Origin of the sequence: Methylobacterium oryzisoli (genome assembly GCF_046557895.1) — a bacterium.
Classification (GTDB): Bacteria; Pseudomonadota; Alphaproteobacteria; order Rhizobiales; family Beijerinckiaceae; genus Methylobacterium; species Methylobacterium oryzisoli.
This window is the reverse complement of sequence record NZ_JBKIBX010000017.1, coordinates 79,956-101,754: the sequence shown is the minus strand read 5'-3', so window position 1 is coordinate 101,754 and position 21,799 is coordinate 79,956. Positions and strand designations below refer to the sequence as shown.

At 71.8% G+C, this 21,799-nt stretch carries 17 protein-coding genes; 3 read left to right on the top strand and 14 right to left on the bottom strand.

Translation table 11 applies throughout. From position 1 onward, the window contains the following. Positions 1-3: 3 nt before the first annotated feature. From ACKUB9_RS17920 to ACKUB9_RS17890, 7 genes are all read right to left on the bottom strand, one after another. On the bottom strand, positions 4-2,142 hold the full coding sequence (locus ACKUB9_RS17920) for a putative bifunctional diguanylate cyclase/phosphodiesterase (RefSeq protein ID WP_407524869.1): 2,139 nt from the start codon (positions 2,140-2,142) through the stop codon (positions 4-6). A 73-nt stretch (positions 2,143-2,215) separates the two neighbouring features. Next, positions 2,216-2,563: a hypothetical protein gene (locus ACKUB9_RS17915; RefSeq protein WP_407524866.1), complete on the bottom strand. Its 348-nt coding sequence runs from the start codon at positions 2,561-2,563 to the stop codon at positions 2,216-2,218. 135 nt (positions 2,564-2,698) lie between these two features. Then, entirely contained in the window at positions 2,699-3,418 is a 720-nt protein-coding gene (locus tag ACKUB9_RS17910; protein ID WP_407524863.1) for an SOS response-associated peptidase, read from the bottom strand. 66 nt (positions 3,419-3,484) lie between these two features. Continuing rightward, the gene (gene corA, locus ACKUB9_RS17905) at positions 3,485-4,480 is read right to left on the bottom strand and encodes a magnesium/cobalt transporter CorA (RefSeq protein WP_407524860.1); all 996 of its coding nucleotides are present in this window, start codon (positions 4,478-4,480) and stop codon (positions 3,485-3,487) included. Positions 4,481-4,488: 8 nt separating this feature from the next. After that, a complete protein-coding gene (locus ACKUB9_RS17900; protein ID WP_407524857.1) occupies positions 4,489-5,343 on the bottom strand; it encodes an SDR family oxidoreductase in 855 nt (284 codons plus the stop codon). Positions 5,344-6,250: 907 nt separating this feature from the next. Next, entirely contained in the window at positions 6,251-7,102 is an 852-nt protein-coding gene (locus tag ACKUB9_RS17895; RefSeq protein ID WP_407524854.1) for an SDR family NAD(P)-dependent oxidoreductase, read from the bottom strand. Further along, entirely contained in the window at positions 7,099-7,863 is a 765-nt protein-coding gene (locus ACKUB9_RS17890; protein ID WP_407524851.1) for an enoyl-CoA hydratase-related protein, read from the bottom strand. Before ACKUB9_RS17890 ends, ACKUB9_RS17895 begins: the two co-directional genes overlap by 4 nt. 395 nt (positions 7,864-8,258) lie before the next feature. Between ACKUB9_RS17890 and ACKUB9_RS17885 the strand changes: the two genes are divergently transcribed. After that, positions 8,259-9,959 (top strand): M57 family metalloprotease, encoded by a 1,701-nt coding sequence (locus ACKUB9_RS17885; protein ID WP_407524849.1) that lies wholly within the window; start codon positions 8,259-8,261, stop codon positions 9,957-9,959. A gap of 20 nt (positions 9,960-9,979) precedes the next feature. Here the strand turns inward: ACKUB9_RS17885 and ACKUB9_RS17880 are convergent, their stop codons facing one another. Further along, positions 9,980-11,758: an acyl-CoA dehydrogenase family protein gene (locus ACKUB9_RS17880; protein WP_407524846.1), complete on the bottom strand. Its 1,779-nt coding sequence runs from the start codon at positions 11,756-11,758 to the stop codon at positions 9,980-9,982. Between the two features lie 79 nt (positions 11,759-11,837). Between ACKUB9_RS17880 and ACKUB9_RS17875 the strand changes: the two genes are divergently transcribed. Then, on the top strand, positions 11,838-12,848 hold the full coding sequence (locus ACKUB9_RS17875; protein WP_407524843.1) for an L-threonylcarbamoyladenylate synthase: 1,011 nt from the start codon (positions 11,838-11,840) through the stop codon (positions 12,846-12,848). Between the two features lie 612 nt (positions 12,849-13,460). On the opposite strand, the gene wrbA is transcribed toward ACKUB9_RS17875, so the two are convergent. Then, positions 13,461-14,060, bottom strand: a complete 600-nt coding sequence (gene wrbA, locus ACKUB9_RS17870) for an NAD(P)H:quinone oxidoreductase (protein WP_407524840.1) — start codon at positions 14,058-14,060, stop codon at positions 13,461-13,463. Positions 14,061-14,190: 130 nt separating this feature from the next. Here wrbA and ACKUB9_RS17865 point away from each other — a divergent pair, with 130 nt between their 5' ends. Further along, the gene (locus ACKUB9_RS17865) at positions 14,191-15,093 is read left to right on the top strand and encodes a LysR family transcriptional regulator (RefSeq protein ID WP_407524838.1); all 903 of its coding nucleotides are present in this window, start codon (positions 14,191-14,193) and stop codon (positions 15,091-15,093) included. Here the strand turns inward: ACKUB9_RS17865 and greA are convergent. The 5 genes from greA to ppdK all read right to left on the bottom strand — a co-directional run bounded on the left by greA (position 15,077) and on the right by ppdK (position 21,715). After that, on the bottom strand, positions 15,077-15,538 hold the full coding sequence (greA, locus tag ACKUB9_RS17860) for a transcription elongation factor GreA (RefSeq protein WP_407524835.1): 462 nt from the start codon (positions 15,536-15,538) through the stop codon (positions 15,077-15,079). The two genes, ACKUB9_RS17865 and greA, sit on opposite strands and share 17 nt — an antisense overlap. Before the next feature lie 70 nt (positions 15,539-15,608). Continuing rightward, positions 15,609-16,595, bottom strand: a complete 987-nt coding sequence (gene acuI, locus ACKUB9_RS17855; RefSeq protein ID WP_407524832.1) for an acrylyl-CoA reductase (NADPH) — start codon at positions 16,593-16,595, stop codon at positions 15,609-15,611. Between the two features lie 95 nt (positions 16,596-16,690). After that, a complete protein-coding gene (locus tag ACKUB9_RS17850; protein WP_407524829.1) occupies positions 16,691-17,365 on the bottom strand; it encodes a hypothetical protein in 675 nt (224 codons plus the stop codon). Positions 17,366-17,669: 304 nt separating this feature from the next. Next, positions 17,670-18,839 (bottom strand): cell wall hydrolase, encoded by a 1,170-nt coding sequence (locus ACKUB9_RS17845; RefSeq protein WP_407524937.1) that lies wholly within the window; start codon positions 18,837-18,839, stop codon positions 17,670-17,672. A gap of 200 nt (positions 18,840-19,039) precedes the next feature. Continuing rightward, positions 19,040-21,715, bottom strand: coding sequence for a pyruvate, phosphate dikinase (ppdK, locus tag ACKUB9_RS17840; RefSeq protein ID WP_407524826.1), 2,676 nt, complete (start codon positions 21,713-21,715; stop codon positions 19,040-19,042). Between the last annotated feature and the right edge of the window lie 84 nt (positions 21,716-21,799).

The window sequence follows — 21,799 nt, the reverse complement described above, 5'->3', positions numbered from 1 at the left end:
GGCTCACGCGGCCCGCGTCAGCCAGCCCTTGGCCGCCAGGGCGGCCGCCTGCGCCCCTGGCAGCGGCGGGCTGATCAGGTAGCCCTGGATCTCGCCGCACCCGGCCTGCGCCATCGCGGCCCGCTGCTCCTCCGTCTCGACGCCCTCGGCACAGATCGCCATGCCGAGTTCCCCGCCGAGCCCGACCACCGACCGGATGATCGCCGCGGTGACGGGGCTCTGGGCGTCCTCCACGAAGGAGCGGTCGATCTTGATCTTATCGAACGGGAATTGCCGCAGGTAGCTGAGGCTGGAATAGCCGATCCCGAAATCGTCGAGCACGATCCGCACCCCGAGGGTGCGCAGGCCCTGGAGGAGGCGCAGCACCGCGGCGCAATCCTGCAGCAGCAGCGTCTCGGTGATCTCCAGTTCGAGGCGGCGGGCGGGCAGGCCCGAGGCGGCGAGGGCCGCCGCCACGCTGGCGAGCAGCCCCTCCCCCTGGAACTGCACCGCCGAGACGTTGACCGAGACCTTGAGGTCGGGGTCGGGCCACGCCTTCGCGGTCCGGCAGGCCTGCCGCAGCAGCGCCTCGCCGAGCGGCACGATCAGGCCGGTCTCCTCGGCGAGCGGGATGAAGCACCCGGGCGACACGAGGCCGCGCGTCGGGTGGCGCCAGCGCATCAGGGCCTCGAAGCCGAGGATGCGGCCGCCGCACGTGGCCGCCACCGGCTGGTAGTGCACCTCGATCTCGTCGCGCGCGAGCGCCGCACCGAGATCGAGTTCCAGGCGGCGGCGCGCCTCGGCGGCCTCGTCCATCGCCGCCTCGTAGAACCGGAAGGTGCCGCGGCCCTCGGCCTTGGCGCGGTACAGGGCGAGGTCGGCGCGCTTGAACAGGGTGTCGGCGTCGGTTCCGTCGGCGGGCGCCAGCGCGAGGCCGATGCTCAACCCGACCGTGATCCGGTGCTCGCCGATCGCGACCGGCGCCGACAGCGCCTCGATCAGCCGCTCGCACAGCACCCGGGCGCCGCGCGGGTCGGCACCGGTCTGGATCACCGCGAACTCGTCGCCGCCCAGCCGCGCCACGGTGTCCTCGCGGCGCAGCACAGTGCGCAGGCGCGCGGCCACCGCCTGCAGCAGCGCGTCGCCCACCGGATGCCCGAGGGTGTCGTTGACGGCCTTGAAGCGGTCGAGATCGAGACACAGCACCGCGATGCAGGATTCCGTCCGGCGCACCTCGGCCAGCGTCTGGTCCAGCCGCTCGCGGAACATCGTCCGGTTGGGCAGGTCGGTGAGCGGGTCGTGGCGGGCGAGCCGTGCGATCCGCTCCTCGGCCGCCTTGCGCTGGCTCACGTCGATGTGCAGCCCGACGACCCGAACCGGCTGGTCCTGCGCCGGCCCGAAGACCAGCCGCCCGAAGCATTGCAGCCAGCGCGGCCCCTCGCCCTCCGATCCGGCATGCGCCGCACGGTACTCGCAGGTGAAGGTGGTCCGGGTCGCGACCGCGCGCTCGTAGGCGGCGAGCACCCCGGCGGCATCCTCCGGATGGATGTGCGCGAGGATGTCCTGCGGGGGAATCCGCACGGCGCCGTCCGGGTCGCACGGCCCGGTGAGGCCGATCAGCCGCGCGCTCTCGGGGGAGTGCCGCATCGCGCCGCTCGCCCGGTCCCAGTCCCAGATCGCCGCGCCGATCGCCTCCTGGGCGAGCTGCAGCAGATCGGTCGTCTGGGCGAAGCGGTCGCGCTCGACCACGATGTCGTCGATGTCGAGGGCCGTCGCGAGGCAGGCCGCGGCGCCATCCGCGAGGCGGATCGGCCCGAACGAGATCCGGTGCCAGCAATGGCTGGCGTCCCGGCGGCGCAGCCGCGCCTCGACCTGGATCCGCTCGCCGCCGGTCTGCGCCGCGCCCCAGCCCGCCCGCAGGCGGGCGAGGTCGTCGGGGTGGACCCGCTGCCGCAGCGCCCGGCCGCCCCAGGCGACGGGCCCGAAGAAATCGTGGAAGCGGCGGTTGGCGTAGACCAGCCGTCCGTCGTCGTCGCGCACGAGCGCCATCATCTCCGGCAGCTGCTCGGCGATGGCGTGGAAGCCCGCCTCGCCGAGGAGCGCCCCGGCCGGATCCTCCCCGCCGCTGCCCGGCCCCGCCCCGTGCGCCGCTCTCGTCAGCATCGTGCCCCTCTCGTGCGGATCGCCCGCGCCCCGTGGTCCGCCGCCACGATGGGTGCCGCGTGGATGTCCGGACTCAGCGCCCCACCGGCTTGGCCGTCCCGGCCGCCGCGGCGCTGAGCAGGGCGGCGAGACGCTCGGAATCGAAGGCGGGATCGCGCTTCGGCTCCGTCTTGGCCTTGGCCTGCGCCTGGCCTTGGGCCCTGGGCTTGGTCGGCACGGGGACGGGGCTGATCGAGCCGGTGGCGGCCGGCTCCTCGGTCTGCCGGCTCGCGACCGCCCCGACCGGGGCCGGTGCGGCGGCCACCTGAAGCGGCGGCGGCGCGGCCGCGCTGCGCTCCAGCTGGACGGCGGACACCGCGCAGACGCTGACGACGCCGAAGGCCGACAGCGAGGCGATGGCGAGGTTGAGACGCAGGGACACCGGCTGCACCCTTCGATTCGGAAGAGCGGAGCCTAGCGGCGGATCCTTAACGCGCGCCTTCCCCGAACTCTCCCGGGATGCGGGCGAGCAGCCCCGGCAGGGCCTTGCGGCCGGTGGGCGCTGCGCGGCGCGGCCTCACAGCAGCCGGCCCTGCGCCTCGGGGGCGACCGGCGCGGGCGGCGGCGGCGCGGCCGGGCCGGAGAGCAGGCCGGGATCGTCGTTGCGGTGGTCGTTCACCCGCGGGTCGGCAGGGGTCAGCGTGAGCCACGCCTCCGGGCAGGGCCGGCAGAGGGCCGCCGCCGCCCCGGCCTCCACCTCGCGCAGATCGAGCCAGCGCGCGACGGCCTCGGGATCGAGGATCGCCGGCATGCGCTCGTGCAGGGCCGCCAGCATCCCGTTCGCCGCGCAGGTGACGATGGCCGCGGTGTCGATCTCGGACCCGTCCGGGCTGCTCCACGTCTCCCACAGGCCGGCCAGCGCCATCGGGCGGCCGTCGGCGCGCCGGATCAGGAACGGCGCCTGCCCGCGCCCTGCCCCGCGGCGCCACTCGTAGAAGCCGTCCGCCAGGAAGACGCAGCGCCGGTAGCGCAGGGCGTTGCGGAAGCTCGGCTTCTCGGCGGCCGTCTCGATCCGGGCGTTGATGATCAGGGGGAAGTCCGCCGGGTCCTTCACCCAGGCCGGCAGGAAGCCCCAACGCATCAGCGCGAAGCGCCGCCGCCCGTGCTCGGCCGTGACCACCGGCACCGGCTGGGTCGGCGCCACGTTGTGGCGGGCCGGGAAGTTCGGCTGCTCGGCGTAGCCGTAGGCCGCCCGAAACACGTCGGGCGGCGAGAGGATGACGATCCGGCCGCACATCGCGCTTGCCCCGCTTGGCCCCCGCTGAGCCCTGTCCCTGGCAGGAAACCCGCCTCCCTCCAAGCGCTACAGCCAGCGCTTCCACCGGAAGAACACGTAGGGCAGGATCGCCGCCACCACCATCATGACGATCGCCATCGGGTAGCCCAGCACCCATTTCAGCTCGGGCATCGCCTCGAAGTTCATGCCGTAGATCGAGGCGATCAGGGTCGGCGGCATGAACACCACCGCCATGACCGAGAAGAGCTTGATGATGTTGTTCTGCTCCAGATTCACCAGCCCGAGGGTGGCGTCGAGCAGGAACTGGATCTTGGCCGACAGGAAGGTGGCGTGCTCCTCCAGGGACTGGAGGTCGCGCAGGGTCGAGCGGACCTCCTCGCGCACCTCGCGCGGGGCCTTGCTGGCCCGGTAGCTCGCCGAGAGCGAGAGCAGGATGCGCTCCATTGAGACGAGGCTCTCGCGCTGCTTGGACAGGAGCTCGTTGTGGCGCCCGAGGCCCCGCAGGGTCTCCTGCAGCTCGGCATTGCGGGCGCCCGGGTCGTGGGGCTCGTCGAAGATGCGCCGGGAGAGCGCGTCGATGCGCTCGCCCTGGAGCTGGAGCACGTCGGCGGCCCGGTCGATCACGGTCTCGATCAGGGAGGCCAGGATCGCCTCGCCGCCCAGCATCACCCCGGCCGGCCGCGCGGCGCGCTGCACGAACATCCGAAAGGCCTGCGGGTCCTCGTAGCGCACCGTGGCGAGGCGGTTGTCGCGCAGGATGAAGGTGACGCCCGTGAGCATCGCGTCGTCGGTCTCGACCCGGCAGAGCAGGCGCCCGGTCATGTAGCGGGCGCCGTTCTCGACGTAGAGCAGTTCGGAGGGCTCGATGTCCTGCATCTCCTCCCGCGTGGGGATGGAGATGCCCATGAACGCCTCGACGCGGTGATCCTCCTGGCGCGTGGGCTCGATGAGGTCGATCCACAGCGAATCCGGCGGGATCGGCTCGTTCGGGTCGAGGAGGCGGCGTTCGAGGAGGGGCTGCCCCGTGCTGGCGCAGGCGTTCGGCTGGTGGACGAAGATCAAGGGCGAACTCAGTCGAGGGCGTGGGGCGGGGGCACGCTCGTATCCGGCACGAAGAAGTCCGGCGCAAGCGGCGTGCCCTGTGTGACGCGGTAGCGCGAAAACTCCGTGACGCCCTCCTCGGCCAGGAACGTGTCGTCGATGAGGAAGCGCCCGGTGAAGTCCCGCGCCGGCTTGGCGAACACGTGCCAGGCGGCATCCGCCAGGATCTCGGGCGTGCGGCTCGCCTGGACGAGGGCCTCGCCGCCGAGCAGGTTGCGCACCGCCGCCGTCGCGATGGTGGTGCGCGGCCACAGGGCGTTCACGGCGATGCCCTTCGGCCGCAGCTCGCCCGCCAGCCCCAGCACGCACAGCGACATGCCGAATTTCGCCATCGTGTAGGCGAGGTGGGGCGCGAACCATTTTTCCTGCATGTCGAGGGGCGGCGACAGCATCAGGATGTGCGGGTTCTCCGCCTTCTCCAGATGCGGGATCGCGTACTTCGAGACCATGTAGGTGCCGCGCGTGTTGATCTGATGCATCAGGTCGAACCGCTTCATCTCGGTCGCGGGCGTGGGCGTGAGGGCGATCGCGCTGGCGTTGTTGACCACGATGTCGAGGCCGCCGAAATGCGCGGCCGCGGCATCGACCGCCTCCCGCACCTGCGCCTCCTCGCGCACGTCGACCACGAGGGGCAGCGCCCGCCCGCCCGCCTTCTCGATCGCCTCGGCGGCCGAATGGATCGTGCCTTCGAGCTTCGGATGCGGCTGCGTCGTCTTGGCGGCGATGGCCACGTTCGCGCCGTCCCGCGCCGCCCGCAGCCCGATGGCGAGGCCGATGCCGCGCGACGCGCCGGTGATGAACAGGGTCTTGCCGTGGAGCGACATGGGAACCTCCGGTTAGGCGAATAGCGAATAGCGAATAGCGAATGGGGATGGTGAGTTTCCGTGCTTGACTGGTCAGAACCACATTCCGCTATTCGCTATTCGCTATTCGCTATTCGCTATTCGCTATTCGCTATTCGCTATTCGCTATTCGCTATTCGCTATTCGCTATTCGCTATTCGCTATTCGCTATTCGCTATTCGCTATTCGCTATTCGCTATTCGCTATTCGCTATTCGCTATTCGCTATTCGCTATTCGCTATTCGCTATTCGCTATTCGCTATTCGCTATTCGCTATTCGCTATTCGCTATTCGCTATTCGCTATTCGCTATTCGCTATTCGCTATTCGCTATTCGCTATTCGCTATTCGCTATTCGCTATTCGCTATTCGCTATTCGCTATTCGCTATTCGCTATTCGCTATTCGCTATTCGCTATTCGCTATTCGCTATTCGCTATTCGCTATTCGCTATTCGCTATTCGCTATTCGCTATTCGCTATTCGCTATTCGCTATTCGCTATTCGCTATTCGCTATTCGCTATTCGCTATTCGCTATTCGCTATTCGCTATTCGCTATTCGCTATTCGCTATTCGCTATTCGCTATTCGCTATTCGCTATTCGCTATTCGCTATTCGCTATTCGCTATTCGCTATTCGCTATTCGCTATTCGCTATTCGCTATTCGCTATTCGCTATTCGCTATTCGCTATTCGCTATTCGCTATTCGCTATTCGCTATTCGCTATTCGCTATTCGCTATTCGCTATTCGCTATTCGCTATTCGCTATTCGCTATTCGCTATTCGCTATTCGCTATTCGCTATTCGCTATTCGCTATTCGCTATTCGCTATTCGCTATTCGCTATTCGCTATTCGCTATTCGCTATTCGCTATTCGCTATTCGCTATTCGCTATTCGCTATTCGCTGCTCGCCCCGGCTGCGTGCCGTCCTCGTCGGTGAAGCCGTAGCGCCGTGCGAGGTCGGCGACGTGGAGGGTGAGGCCGGCCTGCGCGGCGATGGCCGGGTCGGCGGCCAGGGCCGCGACCGCGCGGCCGGCGTAGAGCGGGGTCTCGCTGGCGGTGTCGCCCAGGCCCGCGTCGCGGACGCGCTCGGTGCGCACGAGGCCCGGCGCGAGGGCGAGCGCGGTGACCCCGTGGGGCCCGAGCTCGGCCGCACTCGCCAGCGCGAGGCGGTTGGTCGCGGCCATCGCCAGATCGTAGAACAGGTCGCCCGCATAGGCCTCGGTGCTCGCCGAGACGAACACCATCAGGCCGCGCTTGGCCGAGACCATCGCGGGCGCGACCGCGCGGGCGAGCAGCAGCGCCGCGAAGGGGCCGGATTGCAGGGCGTGTCCGAGCGGGCTCGCGGCGCGGCGCCAGAACGGCGTCCCCCAGGCGGCCCCGTCCGGGTAGCGCACGCCGTCGAAGCCCTCGTGGCCGCCCCAGACGCTCGACACCATCAGGTCGATGCGCCCGAAGCGCCGCAGCGCCCAGTGCACGAGGCCGTCCACCGCCTGCTCGCGGGTGTGGTCGCACAGGTAGTGGTGGCCGCGGCCCCCCGCGACGTCGACCTCGCGGGCGGTATCCTCCAGCACCTCCGGGCGCCCGTCCGTGCGCGGGCCGCTCTCGCTGGAGCGGCCGGTGACGATCACGGTGGCGCCCGCCTCCCCGAGCGCCTGCGCGATGCCGCGCCCGACGCCCCGCGACGCTCCGGCGACGAGGCAGACGCGGTGTGCGAGGTCCGGGACGCCGGCGGGCCTCACGCGCGCGCCCTGCCCTTGTCCAGGAAAGCCTGGAAGGCGGCCTGCGCCTCCGGGGTGCGCAGGGCTGCGTCGAAGGCCCGCGCCTCGGCGTCCATCGCGGCCGCGACGGCCGCGTGATCGCCGCGGATCAGCGCCCGCGTGGCCGCCAGCGCCGCCCGGGGCTTGCCCGCGAGCTTGGCGGCCTGCGCGAGCGCGTGCTCGACCAAGGTGTCGGCCGGCACGACCGCGTTGGCGAGACCGAGCCGCACCGCCTCGTCGCCGCCGAAGGGCTCGGCGAGCATCAGGAGCTCGGTCGCCTTGGCGGTGCCGACGCGGCGCGGCAGCAGGTAGCTGGAGCCCGCCTCCGGCACGAGGCCGAGATCCACGAAGGGCATCCGGAAGAGCGCCCGCGGCGTCGCGTAGACGAGGTCGCAGTGCAGCGTCAGCGTCGTGCCGATGCCGACCGCGATCCCGTCCACCGCCGCCACCATCGGGGTGCGGGTGACGGCGAGCTGCCGGATGAAGCGCAGCGAGGGCGCCTCCCCGAAGGACTGGCTCGCGCGGGCGACGAAATCCGCGATGTCGTTGCCCGCCGAGAAGGCGCCCTCGACGCCCGCGAACACCACCGCGCCGATGCCGGAGCCCTCGGCATCGGCGGCGACCAGCGCCTCGCGCATGGCGTCGTACATGGCGCCGGTGAGCGCGTTCTTCTTCTCCGGCCGGGCCATCCGGACGAGGCAGACGCCGCCGGGGGCGCGGGTGATCTCGATATGGTCCGTCACGGACGTCCTCCTTGGAGCCATTTCCGACGAAGTGGAGACCGGTTCGTCGCAGAAAGTGCGGCACATCAAAGACTTGGAGCAGCGTGGTGCCCGCCGGGAGGCGGGCGGATCCGGCGGCATCCGGCGCACGACCTTGAAAAAACCGTACTTCTCCGTATCAGAAGTATCTTCGACGCTATATTCGCTTCCTGTGCACTGTATTGGTTCGGGTCTATTCGGGAATATCAAAGGGCATGGCGGCTTGTTCCGGTTCGCTGAACGGACGGCACCAGGCACCGGGTCTTAATGAATTTGAACCATACTGCGTGGCATCCGGCGGTCGATCGCGCCGGGCCTGATGCGAACGGCGGACGGCCGCCCCTCCCGGTCCGCACCGCACCCTGCGAGGCACCCTCATGGCGTACACCCTGTTCGGTCCGAAATGGGACGGCACCCAGTACGGGGCGCCGGCCTCGGTCACGTGGAGTTTCGCCGACCTCGATCTGGAGGCCGCCCTCGCCCGGCAGTTCCCGGGCTATCCGGCGCTGGAGCGGCCGATCCCGTCCGCCCTGCGCGACGCGGTGCGGGCGGCCTTCGCGACCTGGGAGCGCGTGGCCGCGATCGATTTCGTCGAGGTGCCGGACTCGGCGACGAGCGACATCCGCATCGGCGAACAGGCCGCCGACGCGGACAATTCCTCCTTCGCGCAGTTCTTCACGGCCTTGGCGCCGGGAGGCGGGTCGGTCATCACCAAGGCCGCCATCTCGATGGATGACGTCACCTACGCCGACGCGCGGGTGTTCCAGGTGGTCGTCACCCACGAGATCGGCCACGCGATCGGGTTGAGCCACACGGACGATCCCGGCGACGTCATGTACCCGGTCATCGGGTCGGCGAATGGGAGCGGCGCGCTGTCCGAGGGCGACCGTGCCGGCGTGACGATTCTTTACGGCGCCGGAGCCAGCACGCAGGCGAGTGCGGGGGACGACGATCTGCGCGGAACGGAGCAGAACGACGTCCTCGCCGGCGGCGACGGCAACGATCGCCTCGATGGCCGGGGCGGGCCGGACGACCTCCGCGGCGAGGGCGGCAGCGACCGCCTGCTGGGCGGCAACGGCGACGACACCCTGCGCGGCGGCGCGGGCGGCGACGTCCTGTTCGGAGAAGCCGGGAACGACCAGATCTTCGGCGAGGCCGGCAGCGATTTCATCGGGGCCGGAGCCGGCGACGATTTCGCGTCCGGCGGGGACGAGGCCGACGAGATCTACGGCGAGGCCGGCAGCGACCTGATCTTCGGGGATGAGGGCAATGATCGCCTGAACGGCGGCGCGGACGGCGACGCGCTGTACGGCGGGACCGGCAACGACGTGCTGTTCGGCGAGATCGGCAACGACGTCCTGTCGGGCGAGGCCGGCAGCGACTTCATCGGCGCGGGCGGCGGCAACGACACGCTGAACGGCGGCGCGGACGGCGACGCGCTCTACGGCGAGGGCGGGGACGATCGCCTGTTCGGCGACGACGGGGACGATCTGCTGGACGGCGGCCTCGACAACGACAGGCTCTCCGGCGGGCTCGGGGCCGACACGGCGTCGGGCGGGGGCGGCACCGACCTGCTCTCCGGCGAGGACGGCGACGACCGCCTGCTCGGCGGCGACGGCGCCGACACGCTCTCCGGCGGCGAGGGCGGCGACGTGATGTTCGGCGAGACCGGCGACGACCTCCTGCACGGCGAAGGCGGCAACGACTTCATCGGCGCGGGCAGCGGGAACGACGCGGTCCTGGGCGGGGCGGGCAACGACGCCCTCTACGGCGAGGAGGGCAACGACCTCCTGTTCGGGCATTCCGGCGACGACGTGCTGACCGGCGGCTCCGGCGACGACACCTACGCGCTCGGGCGCGGCGACGGGCGCGACCTGATCGTCGGCTTCGGTCGCAGTGCCGGCAACGCGGACGTGATCGCCTTCAACGGCGGCCTGTTCGGGTCCTTCGCGGCCGTCCAGGGCGCCATGCAGCAGGTCGGGGCCGACACCCGCATCACGATCGATGCCGCGACGAGCGTCACGCTCGTCGGCGTCACCGCGGCGAGCCTCGATGCGGGGGCGTTCCGGTTCGAGTGAGGCGCCCGATCGCACCGGGCTCAGCTCGCCAGCGCCAGGGACGCGTCCTGCAGGGAGCCGGCGCCCGCCGTGACGGTTTCTTCCAGGCCGCGCGCGGCGGTGGCGAGGTTCTCGGCGAAGAAGCGCGCCAGCGCGATCCGAGCCGGGTGGGCCGGGTCGGTGCTGCCGGCGCGGGCCGCGGCGTGGGCGGCGAGCGCGGCCTGCGCCAGGCAGGCGCCCCCTTGCGCGAGGCCGAACAGGCGCAGGTAGGGCGTCGCCCCGGCCAGCGCCTCCTCGGGCCGGTTCGAGGCCAGCGCCCGCAGCAGGAAGCTCGTCGCCCGGTCGAGGTGTTCGACCGCCTCGCGCAGGCGCGGCGCCGTGTGCCCGAAGGCGGGGCTGCCCTCGCGCAGCACGCGCTCGGCGATGCCGCGCATCGCGGCGATCTGGGCGCGCACCACCGCGCCGCCCTGCAGCGGCAGCTTGCGGGTGACGAGGTCGACGGCCTGGATGCCGTTGGTGCCCTCGTAGATCGGCGCGATCCGGGCGTCGCGCAGGTGCTGGGCGGCCCCCGTCTCCTCCACGAAGCCCATGCCGCCGTGGACCTGGATGCCGAGCGAGGCGACCTCGACGCCGATGTCGGTGGAAAAAGCCTTGGCGACGGGGGTGAGCAGCGAGGCGCGGTCCTGCGCCGCCCGGCGCTCCGCCTCGTCGGTGGCGCGGTGCGCCCGGTCCAGGGCCTCGGCGGTGAGGTAGCAGATCCCGCGCGAGGCCGCCGTGTAGGCCTTCATGGTCAGCAGCATGCGCTGCACGTCGGGGTGCTCGATGATCGGGCTCATGCCCTCTGCGGCGGGGCCGGCCTTGCCCTGGCGCCGGTCGCGCGCATAGGCGAGCGCCTGCTGATAGGCCCGCTCGGCGATGGCGACGCCCTGCAGGCCCACGCCGAGGCGGGCGTTGTTCATCATCGTGAACATGCAGGCGAGGCCGCGGTTGGGCTCGCCAACGAGCCAGCCGACCGCCCCCTCCCCCTCGCCGTAGACCATCGTGCAGGTGGGCGAGCCGTGGATGCCGAGCTTGTGCTCGATCCCTGCGCAGCGCAGGTCGTTGCGCCGCCCATCCGGCAGCACCTTGGGCACGAGAAAGAGCGAGATGCCCCGGGTGCCGGCAGGCGCGTCCGCGAGGCGCGCCAGCACGAGGTGGATGATGTTGTCCGTGAGGTCGTGCTCGCCCCAGGTGATGTAGATCTTCTCGCCGCGGATCCGGTAAGTGCCGTCGCCCGCCGGCTCCGCCCGGGTGCGCAGGGCCGAAAGATCCGAGCCCGCCTGCGGCTCGGTCAGGTTCATGGTCGCGGTCCACTCGCCCGAGACCAGTTTCTCCAGGTAGCGGGCGCGCAGGTCCTCGGAGCCGTGCCGCGAGAGCGCCTCGACGCCCCCGGCGGTGAGGAGCGGCCCGAGCCCGAAGGACATCGAGGCGGCGTTCCACATCTCGATGCAGGCGGCGTTGAGGAGGAACGGCAGGCCCTGCCCGCCATACGCCTCCGGCCCCGGCAGGGCGTTCCAGCCGGCCTCGCTCCAGGCGCGGTAGGCCTCGCGGAAGCCCGGCGGCATCGTCACCGCCCCGTCGCGGAGCGGCGTGCCGTGCCGGTCGCCCACGCGGTTGAGGGGCGCCAACACGTCGGTCGCGAAGCGCCCCGCCTCCTCCAGGATGGTCTCGGCGAGATCGGCCGTGAGGTCGCCGTGCAGCCCCTCGGCGACGGCGCGGTCGAGCCCGGCCACCTGCCGGATCGTGAAGGCCATCTCGGCCACGGGCGCGCGATAGGTCATGGCGTGCTGTCCTCCCGGATGCGACGGTGCGGCGGGCCCGATTTGACGCGAGCGCGCCCGCGACGCTAGGGCCGCATCCATGTGGGAAGATAGTTTAGACGTGAACGATCTCGGGTCAACGGGCGCGGCGACGCGACAACTCGGCCCCGATGCCGATGGACTCGCGGCGGCGGCGGGGCTCCTGCGCGCCGGGCGCCTCGTCGCCTTCCCGACCGAGACCGTCTACGGGCTCGGGGCCGACGCCACCGACGCGGCGGCGGTGGCCGCCCTCTACGCCGCCAAGGAGCGCCCGCGCTTCAACCCGCTCATCGCCCATCTGCCGGACCGCGACGCCGCCCGCCGCGAGGGGAGTTTCGACGCCGACGCCCTGCGCCTCGCCGAAGTTTTTTGGCCGGGGCCGCTGACGCTCGTGGTGCCGTGCGCGGCGGGGGGGCGCGTGTGCGACCTCGCCCGGGCGGGCCTGCCCAGCGTGGCGCTGCGGGTGCCGGCGGCGCCGCTCGCCCGCGACCTCCTGGCGCGCGTGGGCCGGCCCGTGGCCGCGCCCTCCGCCAATCGCTCGGGCCGGGTGAGCCCGACCGCGGCCGCGCACGTGCTGGGCGACCTCGACGGCCGCATCGCGGCGGTGCTCGACGGCGGAACCTGCCCGGTCGGGGTCGAATCGACCATCGTCGCCTGCCTGGACGGGACGCCGCGCCTGTTGCGGCCGGGCGGCGTGCCGCGGGAGGCGATCGAGGCGGTGCTCGGCCGGGCGCTGCACCGGCCGGCGGAAGGCCCCGCCCCCCTCTCCCCGGGCCTGCTCGCCTCGCACTACGCGCCCCGCGCGGGCGTCCGGCTCGATGCCGGGGAGATCCGCCCCGGCGAGGCGGCGCTGCTGTTCGGGCCGGACTACCCGCCGGGCGTCGAGCGGGCGCGAGCGCGGCTCAACCTCAGCCCCGCGGGCGACCTCGCGGAGGCCGCCGCCAACCTGTTCGCCCATCTGCGGCGGCTGGACGCCTCGGGGGCGGAGACGATCGCTGTCGCGCCGATCCCGCTGACGGGCCTGGGCGAGGCCATCGCCGACCGGTTGCAGCGCGCCGCCGCGCCGCGTTGAGACGGGCTTCGATTTTTTCGTACCGGCTCCGGAACCGGTGCGCGCGACGCCGCGTTATCGAGCCATTGAAGGCCACTCTAAGCCCCCATCGGCCTTCCCCCTTCGAGAGGCCCGGAGCGATCCGGGCCTTTTTCTTGTCCGCCTGCCGCTCGCGCGGTCGTGATGCATGGCGGGGGGAAAGGCGGCTGGGCTGCGGAATCGAGCGGATTCGCCGTGCAAAGCGGGCCTGCCCTCTCGGCGCCAGTGTCTAGCCGCGCCGTTGCGGCATGATTGTCGGAGTTTTCGCCATCGGTTCGGAGCTTATCCGCTCCGCGTGGCCAGTTGACGTCCCACTCTACCGCAGGGTCATGCTTGACTTGGCGCAACGTCAGATCTAGTGCCGATGCGTCGCGCGTCAGTCGCCTGGGCGCGATGGTCCCGGTGACAGGACGTGGGAAGACGGGTGCGCGAGACACCCTCCCCCACGACGGCCTGTGCCGGGGGCCTGAGTCTACGGAGGACGCCGAACCGGCCATCCAGGCCGCCTGGGGCTCGCGACCGGCGGGCCCCGGGTCTCCGGTGGAGCGGTGTGCCGCCACCCCGATGACCCCACGCGCCGCGTGCTTTCGCCGGTCAGCCGGCCAGCTTGGCGGCGATGCCGGCCACGTGACGGCCCTGGAAGCGGGCGCCGTCGAGTTCCACGGTCGAGGGCTGGCGGCTGCCGTCCCCGTCCGCGATGGTCGAGGCGCCGTAGGGCGAATTGCCCATCACCTGCGCCACCCCGAGCTGGCCCTGGAAGCTGTAGGGCAATCCCACCACCACCAGCCCCAGGTGCAGGAGCACGGTGTGGACGCTCAGGATGGTCGATTCCTGGCCGCCGTGCTGCGAGGCGGTGGAGGTGAAGGCCGCGCCGACCTTGCCGACGAGGGCGCCCTTGGCCCACAGCCCGCCGGTCTGGTCGATGAAGTTCTTCATCTGCGCCGCCATGTTGCCGTAACGGGTCGGCGTGCCGATGATGATCGCGTCGTAGGAGGGCAGCTCGTCCACGGTGGCGATCGGCGCCGCTTGGTCGAGCTTGTAGTGGCTGCTGCGCGCCACCGCCTCGGGCACCAGTTCGGGCACCCGCTTGACCACCGCCTCGGCCCCCGCCTCGCGCACGCCCTCGGCCATCGCGTAGGCCATCTGCTCGATGTGGCCGTAGGTGGAGTAGTAGAGCACCAGAACCTTCGCCATCGGACATCCCCGTGATGGCCCCCTCCGCCGCACATGGCGCGGGCCGCCATGGGTGTACCATCGGGGATCGCGCGCCCGAGCGGAATGGTCTAGTCTGCAAGCCCGAACTTGCAGGGATGCACGAACCGCCGTGGCGCCTCCCCTCGCCTGGGACGATTTCCGGCTGATCAAGGCCATCGCCGACCACCGCGGCCTCGGACACGCTGCCGAGCGGCTCGGCATCAACCACTCCACGGCCTTCCGGCGCCTCGGCCAGATCGAGGCGACGCTCGGCACGAGTCTGTTCGAGCGCCACCGCACCGGCTACGCGCCGACGCCCGCGGGCGAGGAGATGGCCCGCGTCGCCGGACGGATGGAGGACGATGTCGCGGCTTTTTCGCGCAAGCTCGACGGGCAGGTGCTCGCCGTCTCGGGCGGCCTGCGCATCACCACGGCGGATTCGCTGTTCAACGAGTTGCTGGCGCCGATCCTGGCGCGGTTCTGCGCGCGCTACCCGGAGGTCCAGGTCGACGTCGTCCTGTCGAACCAGCCGCTCAACCTCTCGAAGCGCGACGCCGACGTGGCGGTGCGCGCCACCGACGATCCGCCCGACACGCTGGTGGGGCGCCGCCTCGCCACCATCGCCTGGGCGCTGTACGGGCGGGCGGCGGACGGGACGCGGACGCCCCTGTCCGCCCGGCGCTGGGTGTCGCTCGCGGAAGGGACCGGGGCCGCGAAGGTCGCCCGCTACGTCGCCGCCCGCGCGGACCCGGCCCGCGTCGCGGTGCGGCTCGACACGGTGGCGGGCTTGGTGGAGGCGGTCGAGGCGGGCATCGGCATCGCCCCCCTCACCTGTCTGACCGGCGACCGCCGGCCCGGCCTGATGCGGCTCTCCGCGCCCGAGCCCGACCTCGCCGCCGGCCTCTGGCTCCTCACCCACGCGGACCTGCGCCACTCGGCCCGGGTGCGGGCCTTCCTCGACTTCGCTGCGGCTGAGATCGCCCGCGAGCGGGACCTGATCGAGGGCCGCGGGCCGGTCAGCGCACCTCGATGATCTCGACCTCGTGGTCGGCCACGGTCACCACGTCGCCGGCCTGCTTGCCGGTGAGCGCCCGCGCGAGCGGGGCCACGTAGGCGATGCTGCCCTTGGCGGGGTCGGACTCGTCCTCGCCGACGATGTGGAAGGTCTGGCGCTGGCCGCCGTCGCGCTCGACCGTGACGGTCGAGCCGAAATGCACCGTGTCGCCGGGCGTCGGCTCGACCACCTGGGCGGAGTTGCGCCGGGCGGTCCAGTAGCGCAGGTCGCGGTTGACCCGGGAGAGGTTCGCCTTGTCGTCGGGAGCCAGCGCGGCGTGCTCGGCATGCAGCCGATCGAGTTCCGCCTCGATCAGGGCAAGGCCCCGAGGAGTGACGAAGTTCGGGTGCGGAGAGATCGGACGGTCGGGGAGATCCTCGAAGGCTTCCCCGCCCTCCGGCTCACGGACGAAGGCGATGCTCATGAAGCAGGCAATGCGCGAATCACCGTCAAGGTTCCAGCGTGGCCATCCGTCCTTTGCGCAGGCAGCCTGCTCAGCCGATCGCCACGACCACGCGCCCGCGGGTGCGGCCGGCCAGGATCTCCGGGCCCTGGTCGATCACCGCGTCGAGGCCGATCGTCGTCGTCATGGCGGCGAGCGCCGCGTGGTCGAGGTCGCGCGCGAGCCGGGTCCACGCCTCGCGCCGCAGCGCCTGGGGCGCCATCACGCTGTCGATCCCGTAGAGCGCGATGCCGCGCAGGATGAAGGGCGCCACTGAAGTCGGCAGGTCCATGCCGCCGGCGAGCCCGCAGGCCGCGACCGCGCCGCCGTAGCGGGTCATCGACAGCAGGTTGGCGAGCGTGGTGGAGCCCACCGCGTCGATGCCCGCCGCCCAGCGCTCCTTGGCGAGCGGCTTGCCCGGCTTCGACAGCTCCGCACGGTCGATGATCTCCGCCGCGCCGAGGCCGCGCAGGTAATCGGCCTCCGCGGCGCGTCCCGTCGAGGCGATCAAGTGCCAGCCGGCCTTGGCGAGGAGCGCGATCGCCACCGAGCCGACGCCGCCCGCCGCCCCCGTCACCACGGCGGGTCCGGAATCCGGCCGCAGCCCGTGGCGCTCCAGGGCCAGCACCGAGAGCATGGCGGTGTAGCCGGCGGTGCCGATCGCCATCGCCTGCTGGGGCGTGAGCGCGGCCGGCAACGGCACCAGCCAGTCGCCCTTCACCCGGGCTTTTTCGGCATAGGCGCCGAGATGCGTCTCGCCGGTGCCCCAGCCGTTGAGCACCACCGCGTCGCCCGGCTTCCAGGCGGGGTGGCTCGACTGCTCCACCACGCCCGCGAAGTCGATGCCGGGGATCATCGGGAAGCGGCGGACCACGGGCGCCTGGCCGGTGAGCGCGAGCCCGTCCTTGTAGTTCAGGGTCGAGTGCGTCACCCGCACGGTGACATCGCCCTCCATCAGGTCGGCCTCGTCGAAGGTCGTGAGCGCCGCGCGCTGCCCGCCCTCGCCCTTCTCGATCACCACCGCCTTGAACGTCGCCATCCCGGCCTCCAAAGTCGCCCGTCCGCTCTTGTGGGGCGGGCGGGCCGGGCCGGCAAGGCGTGCGCGGCCCCGGAGCACTCCGGGGCCGGTCCGTCTCAGTAGCCGTCGTAGGGGTTGCCGCCCCCGAGGGCGAAGCCCGCCGCCGCGCCCGCGGTGGCGACGCCGAGGCCGACGCCCGCACCCGCGAGGCCGAGCCCGGCCCCGACCACGCCGCCCGCCGGGCCGTAGGTGCCCGGGTAGCCGGGACCGCCGTAGGGCGCGGGGCCGCCGTACCGGCCGTACCCGGGACCCCCGTACCCGCCACCGCCGTACCCGGCACCGCCGGCCTGCACCCAGGCCGAGCGGGCCGGCTCGACGAGGACGCGGCGCTGGAAGGAGGCGTAGGCCGGCGGGATCACCTGCGGCACCACCTCGGCCGGGCGGACCAGCACGCGGCGCTGGCGCACGGCGAAGCGCGGCGGCGTCGTCACCCAGCAGCCCACGAGCTGCCCGTAGGCGTCGTAGGAGGTCTGCCAGACCCGGCCACCCGGCGAGACCATCACCTTCTCGGCCACCACGTCGTAGACCGGCGGGATGACCTGCGTCACCGTGCGCGGCGGGCGGACCATCACCTGCTCGGACACGGTGCCGTAGACCGGCGGCGTGGAGACGCGCCGGTAGCACTCGGCGGTGACGCAGCCGTAGCCGCCGGCGGCGGCCGGCAGGGCGACGAGGACGGCGCCCGCCGCAGCGGCGAGCGACAGGGAGAGACGGGTGACCGCAGCGGTCATCGAGGGGCCTCACGCAAGACAGGACGACGGGCGCGCGCACGGGAAAAACACCCGCCGCGCTTGGCCGCCATGGAAGCCGCGTGCCCGCCCCTGCGGCAAGTCGAAACCCGCCGGAGGGTAAAGTCACCCTCGTAAAATACTACGTATTTCGGCGCATCGCGCAGGATTCCGCTCAGCCCCGCGTGTCGATCTCCGGCCCTGACGCCGTCCCGGCGGGTTGCGCTCAACTACAGATCGACCTGTCAATCTTAACGCGGGATCCTGGTGAGGATGGCGGTGCGGACCGGTTGACGGGCGCAGCGCCTCAGGTCTGCCCCGGCTTGAGCTGATAGAAGATGTGGCGGCCGATCACGTCCATCTTCTTCAGCCGGCGCGACCAGCGCGGCTTCACGTAGTCGGCGTGGTAGTGGGTGGCCCCGCCGACATCGGCCAGGTAGGTGCGCCCCTCCACCACCGCCCGGGCGACGCGCGTGGCGGTGGACCACGAGGAATCGTCGGTGATGCGCAGGGACCGTCCCTCGCAGGCGAAGGAGAACTGGCAGCCGAGGTAGCGGTGGCGGTTCTGGTAGACGACGCCGCAGATGTTCGACGGGTAGAGGCCGCTCTTGGCGCGGTTGAGCACCACCTGGGCGACCGCCGCCTGGCCCTGTTCGGGCTCGCCGCGGGCCTCGAAATAGACCGCTTCCGCGAGGCAGCGCTGCTCCTTCTCGGCGGTGTCCGGGGTGATCAGGTCGGCGTAGCGCCGCCGCGCCTCGTCGGTGGGGTCGAGCGGCTTGGCCGCCAGCATCTCGCCGCCGCGGGCCGCGCGGTCGAGGCGCGGCGAGCCAAGGCCCGGCAACTGGCCCGGCAACTGGCCCCCCGCCAGCACCTCGACCGGGATGGCGTCGGCGGGCGCCGGCGTGGTGGAGGACAGGGCGACGGCGCGCGGCACCGCGGGCGTGGCTCCGTCCTGGCGCGTCTCGCGGGTGCGGGCGCCGTCCGCCCCGCCCCGGGTCGCGTCGGAGGCGGCGCTCGCCGGCGAACTCTCGGCCGCCCGGTCCCCGCCCTCCTCGTCCGGGAAGGGCACGAAGCCGCTCGCGGCGTCGAGGTCGGGATTCCACGTGGCCGGGCCGGGCGTGAGGGAGGCGGCGATGCCGCTCCCGATCCCGCCGATCCAGCCGCGCGCGGGCAGCGGACGCTCCGTGCCGGACCGGAATCCCGCGAGCGCGTCGGTCTTGGCGGCCCGGTGCGGCGCGGGCAGCGCCTCGGCATCCACCTTCAGGTCGTCGCGCAGCGGCGCGGCATCGAGGATCGCGACCGCGCGCTCGACCGGACCGATCAGGCCGCCGGGCGGCAGGGGCGGCACCGCGCGGGCGGTGAGGCCCGGGATGACGCTCGCCCCGGGCGAGGCGTCGAAGCCCGCCGAGGCCGTGAAGGAGACGAGGAGCCCTGCACCCAGCACCCACGGCGCGGTCGCCGCGCAGATCCAGCGCAACCCCCGCCCCCGGCGCGCCCGCCGCCCGCCCGTCGCTCTCGCCGCCCGTCTGGCCACGCGCCCGTCCCGCACCCGTTGATCCTGGCCGGGCCGGCGCCGGGTGTGTCCGGGCGCCGCACGGCGTCCGGAACACTGTCGGGGAGCATGGTTGAGAGGGGGTTAAGGCGGGGCGGCCGCGACCGTCCCGCGTCTCTGGCGTCTCAGGCCTGGCTCTGCGGCTTCGCCTGGAGCGCCGCCTGGGCCGCCGCGAGCCGGGCGATCGGCACGCGGTAGGGCGAGCAGGACACGTAGTCGAGGCCGATCTCCTGGCAGAAGGCGATCGAATCGGGGTCGCCGCCGTGCTCGCCGCAGATGCCGAGCTTGATGTCCGGCCGCACCGCCCGGCCGCGCTCGACTCCGATCCTCACCAGTTCGCCCACGCCCTCCTGGTCGATCGACACGAAGGGGTCGGCGCTGAGGATGCCGTTCTTGGCATAAGGCCCCAGGAAGGTGCCGGCATCGTCGCGGCTGATGCCCAGGGTGGTCTGCGTCAGGTCGTTGGTGCCGAAGGAGAAGAACTCCGCCGTCTCGGCGATGTCGCCCGCCCGCAGGGCCGCGCGCGGAAGCTCGATCATCGTGCCGACCTGGTACTCCACCGGCGTGCCGGATTCCTGCGACACGGCCTTCGCCATCGCGTCGATGCGGGCCTTCACGAGGTCGAACTCGGCCTTGGTGAAGACGAGCGGCACCATCACCTCCGGGATCACCGGCTTGCCCGTCTGCTTGCCGGCCTCGACCGCGGCCTCGAAGATCGCGCGGGCCTGCATCTCGGCGATCTCGGGAAACAGGATCGCCAGGCGGCAGCCGCGGAAGCCGAGCATCGGGTTGGTCTCGTGCAGCTCCGTCATGCGGCGGCGCAGCTTGTCCGCCGACAGGCCGGTCTCGGCCGCGAAGGCCCCGACCTCCTCCTCCTTGGGCAGGAACTCGTGCAGCGGCGGGTCGAGCAGCCGGATCGTGACCGGCAGGCCCGACATGATGGTGAACAGCTCCACGAAATCCGCCCGCTGGTAGGGCAGGAGCTTGGCGAGCGCGCCGCGCCGGCCCTCCGCGTCGTCGGACAGGATCATCTCCCGCACGGCGGTGATGCGGCCCTCGTCGAAGAACATGTGCTCGGTGCGCGACAGGCCGATGCCCTCGGCGCCGAAGGTGCGGGCCGCGCGCGCATCCGCGGGCGTCTCGGCGTTGGCGCGCACCTTCATGGTGCGGACCTCGTCGGCCCAGCTCATCAGGGTCGCGAAGTCGCCCGAGAGTTCGGGCTCCAGCATCGGCATCTCGCCGCGGATCACCTGCCCGTTCGAGCCGTCGATGGTGACGATGTCGCCGGCCTTCAGCGTCACGCCGCCGACCGAGAAGGTGCGGGCGTTGTAGTCGACCCGGATCGCGCCCGCGCCCGAGACGCAGGGCTTGCCCATGCCGCGCGCCACCACGGCCGCGTGCGAGGTCATGCCGCCGCGGGTGGTGAGGATGCCCTCGGCCGCGTGCATGCCGTGGATGTCCTCGGGCGACGTCTCGACGCGCACCAGGATGACCTTGCGCTCGGCCTTCCTGGCGGCCTCGGCCTCCTCGGAGTTGAACACGATCTCGCCGCAGGCGGCCCCCGGCGAGGCCGGCAGGCCGGTAGCGATCACCTGGCGCTCGGCCTTGGGGTCGATGGTCGGGTGCAGGAGCTGGTCGAGGGAGGCGGGCTCCACGCGGCCGATCGCCTCCTCGTTCGTGATCAGGCCCTCGCCCGCCAGTTCCACGGCGATGCGCAGGGCCGCCTTGGCGGTGCGCTTGCCGTTGCGGGTCTGCAGCATCCAGAGCTTCCCGGTCTCGACCGTGAACTCCATGTCCTGCATGTCGCGGTAATGGTGTTCGAGCAGGCCGTAGATCCGCACCAGCTCCGCGTAGGCCTCCGGCATCGCCCGCTCCATCGAGGGCTTGTCGGAGCCGGACTCGATGCGGGCGGCCTCGGTGATGTCCTGCGGGGTGCGGATGCCCGCCACCACGTCCTCGCCCTGGGCGTTGATCAGGAACTCGCCGTAGAGCGCCTTCTCGCCCGTCGAGGGATTGCGCGTGAAGGCGACGCCCGTGGCCGAGGTGTCGCCCATGTTGCCGAACACCATCGCCTGCACGTTGACGGCGGTGCCCCAGCTCGCCGGGATGTTGTGCAGCTCGCGGTACTTGTTCGCCCGCGGGTTCATCCACGAGCCGAACACCGCGCCGATGGCGCCCCAGAGCTGGGCCTGCGGGTCCTGCGGAAAATCCTCGCCGAGTTCGCGCTTCACCAGCGCCTTGTACTCGCCGATCAGGTGCTTCCAGTCCTGCGCCGACAGCTCGGTGTCGAGGTTGAGGCCCTTGGTCTCCTTGTAGCGCTCCAGCACCTCCTCGAACGAGTGGTGCTCCACGCCCAGCACCACGCTCGAGTACATGGTGATGAAGCGGCGGTAGCTGTCGTAGGCGAAGCGCGGGTCGCCCGCGCTGGCCGCCAGCGCCTCGACCGTTGCGTCGTTGAGGCCGAGGTTGAGCACCGTGTCCATCATGCCGGGCATCGAGGCCCGGGCGCCGGAGCGCACGGAGACGAGGAGCGGCATCGCGGCGTCCCCGAAGCGCCGCCCGGCGAGCGCGCCCACCGCCTCCAGCGCGGCGTCGACCTGCTCCTGCAGGTCCGGCGGGTATTGCCGGCCGTGATCGTAGAAGTAGGTGCAGACCTCGGTGGTGATCGTGAAGCCGGGCGGCACGGGCAGGCCGAGATTCGACATCTCGGCGAGGTTCGCCCCCTTGCCGCCGAGGAGGTTGCGCATCGCGGATTGCCCCTCGGCCTTGCCGTCACCGAAGGTGTAGACCCACTTCGTCATGGTGTTCGTCCGTTCGTCCGGGTTTCGGGCGTGAGCTTCGCCGGGGTTGGACCATCCCTCGGCACAACGCAAGCTGAACCGATC

Bases quoted from the DNA above. Each gene is read 5' to 3' on its own strand.
- ACKUB9_RS17900 (WP_407524857.1), bottom strand. From the start codon at position 5,343: ATGTCGCTCCACGGCAAGACCCTGTTCATCACCGGCGCGTCGCGCGGC.
- ACKUB9_RS17850 (WP_407524829.1), bottom strand. From the start codon at position 17,365: ATGACCGCTGCGGTCACCCGTCTCTCCCTGTCGCTCGCCGCTGCGGCG.
- ACKUB9_RS17875 (WP_407524843.1), top strand. From the start codon at position 11,838: ATGTGGGAAGATAGTTTAGACGTGAACGATCTCGGGTCAACGGGCGCG.
- ACKUB9_RS17920 (WP_407524869.1), bottom strand. From the start codon at position 2,142: ATGCTGACGAGAGCGGCGCACGGGGCGGGGCCGGGCAGCGGCGGGGAG.
- acuI (WP_407524832.1), bottom strand. From the start codon at position 16,595: ATGGCGACGTTCAAGGCGGTGGTGATCGAGAAGGGCGAGGGCGGGCAG.
- ACKUB9_RS17885 (WP_407524849.1), top strand. From the start codon at position 8,259: ATGGCGTACACCCTGTTCGGTCCGAAATGGGACGGCACCCAGTACGGG.
- ppdK (WP_407524826.1), bottom strand. From the start codon at position 21,715: ATGACGAAGTGGGTCTACACCTTCGGTGACGGCAAGGCCGAGGGGCAA.
- greA (WP_407524835.1), bottom strand. From the start codon at position 15,538: ATGAGCATCGCCTTCGTCCGTGAGCCGGAGGGCGGGGAAGCCTTCGAG.
- wrbA (WP_407524840.1), bottom strand. From the start codon at position 14,060: ATGGCGAAGGTTCTGGTGCTCTACTACTCCACCTACGGCCACATCGAG.
- ACKUB9_RS17910 (WP_407524863.1), bottom strand. From the start codon at position 3,418: ATGTGCGGCCGGATCGTCATCCTCTCGCCGCCCGACGTGTTTCGGGCG.
- ACKUB9_RS17880 (WP_407524846.1), bottom strand. From the start codon at position 11,758: ATGACCTATCGCGCGCCCGTGGCCGAGATGGCCTTCACGATCCGGCAG.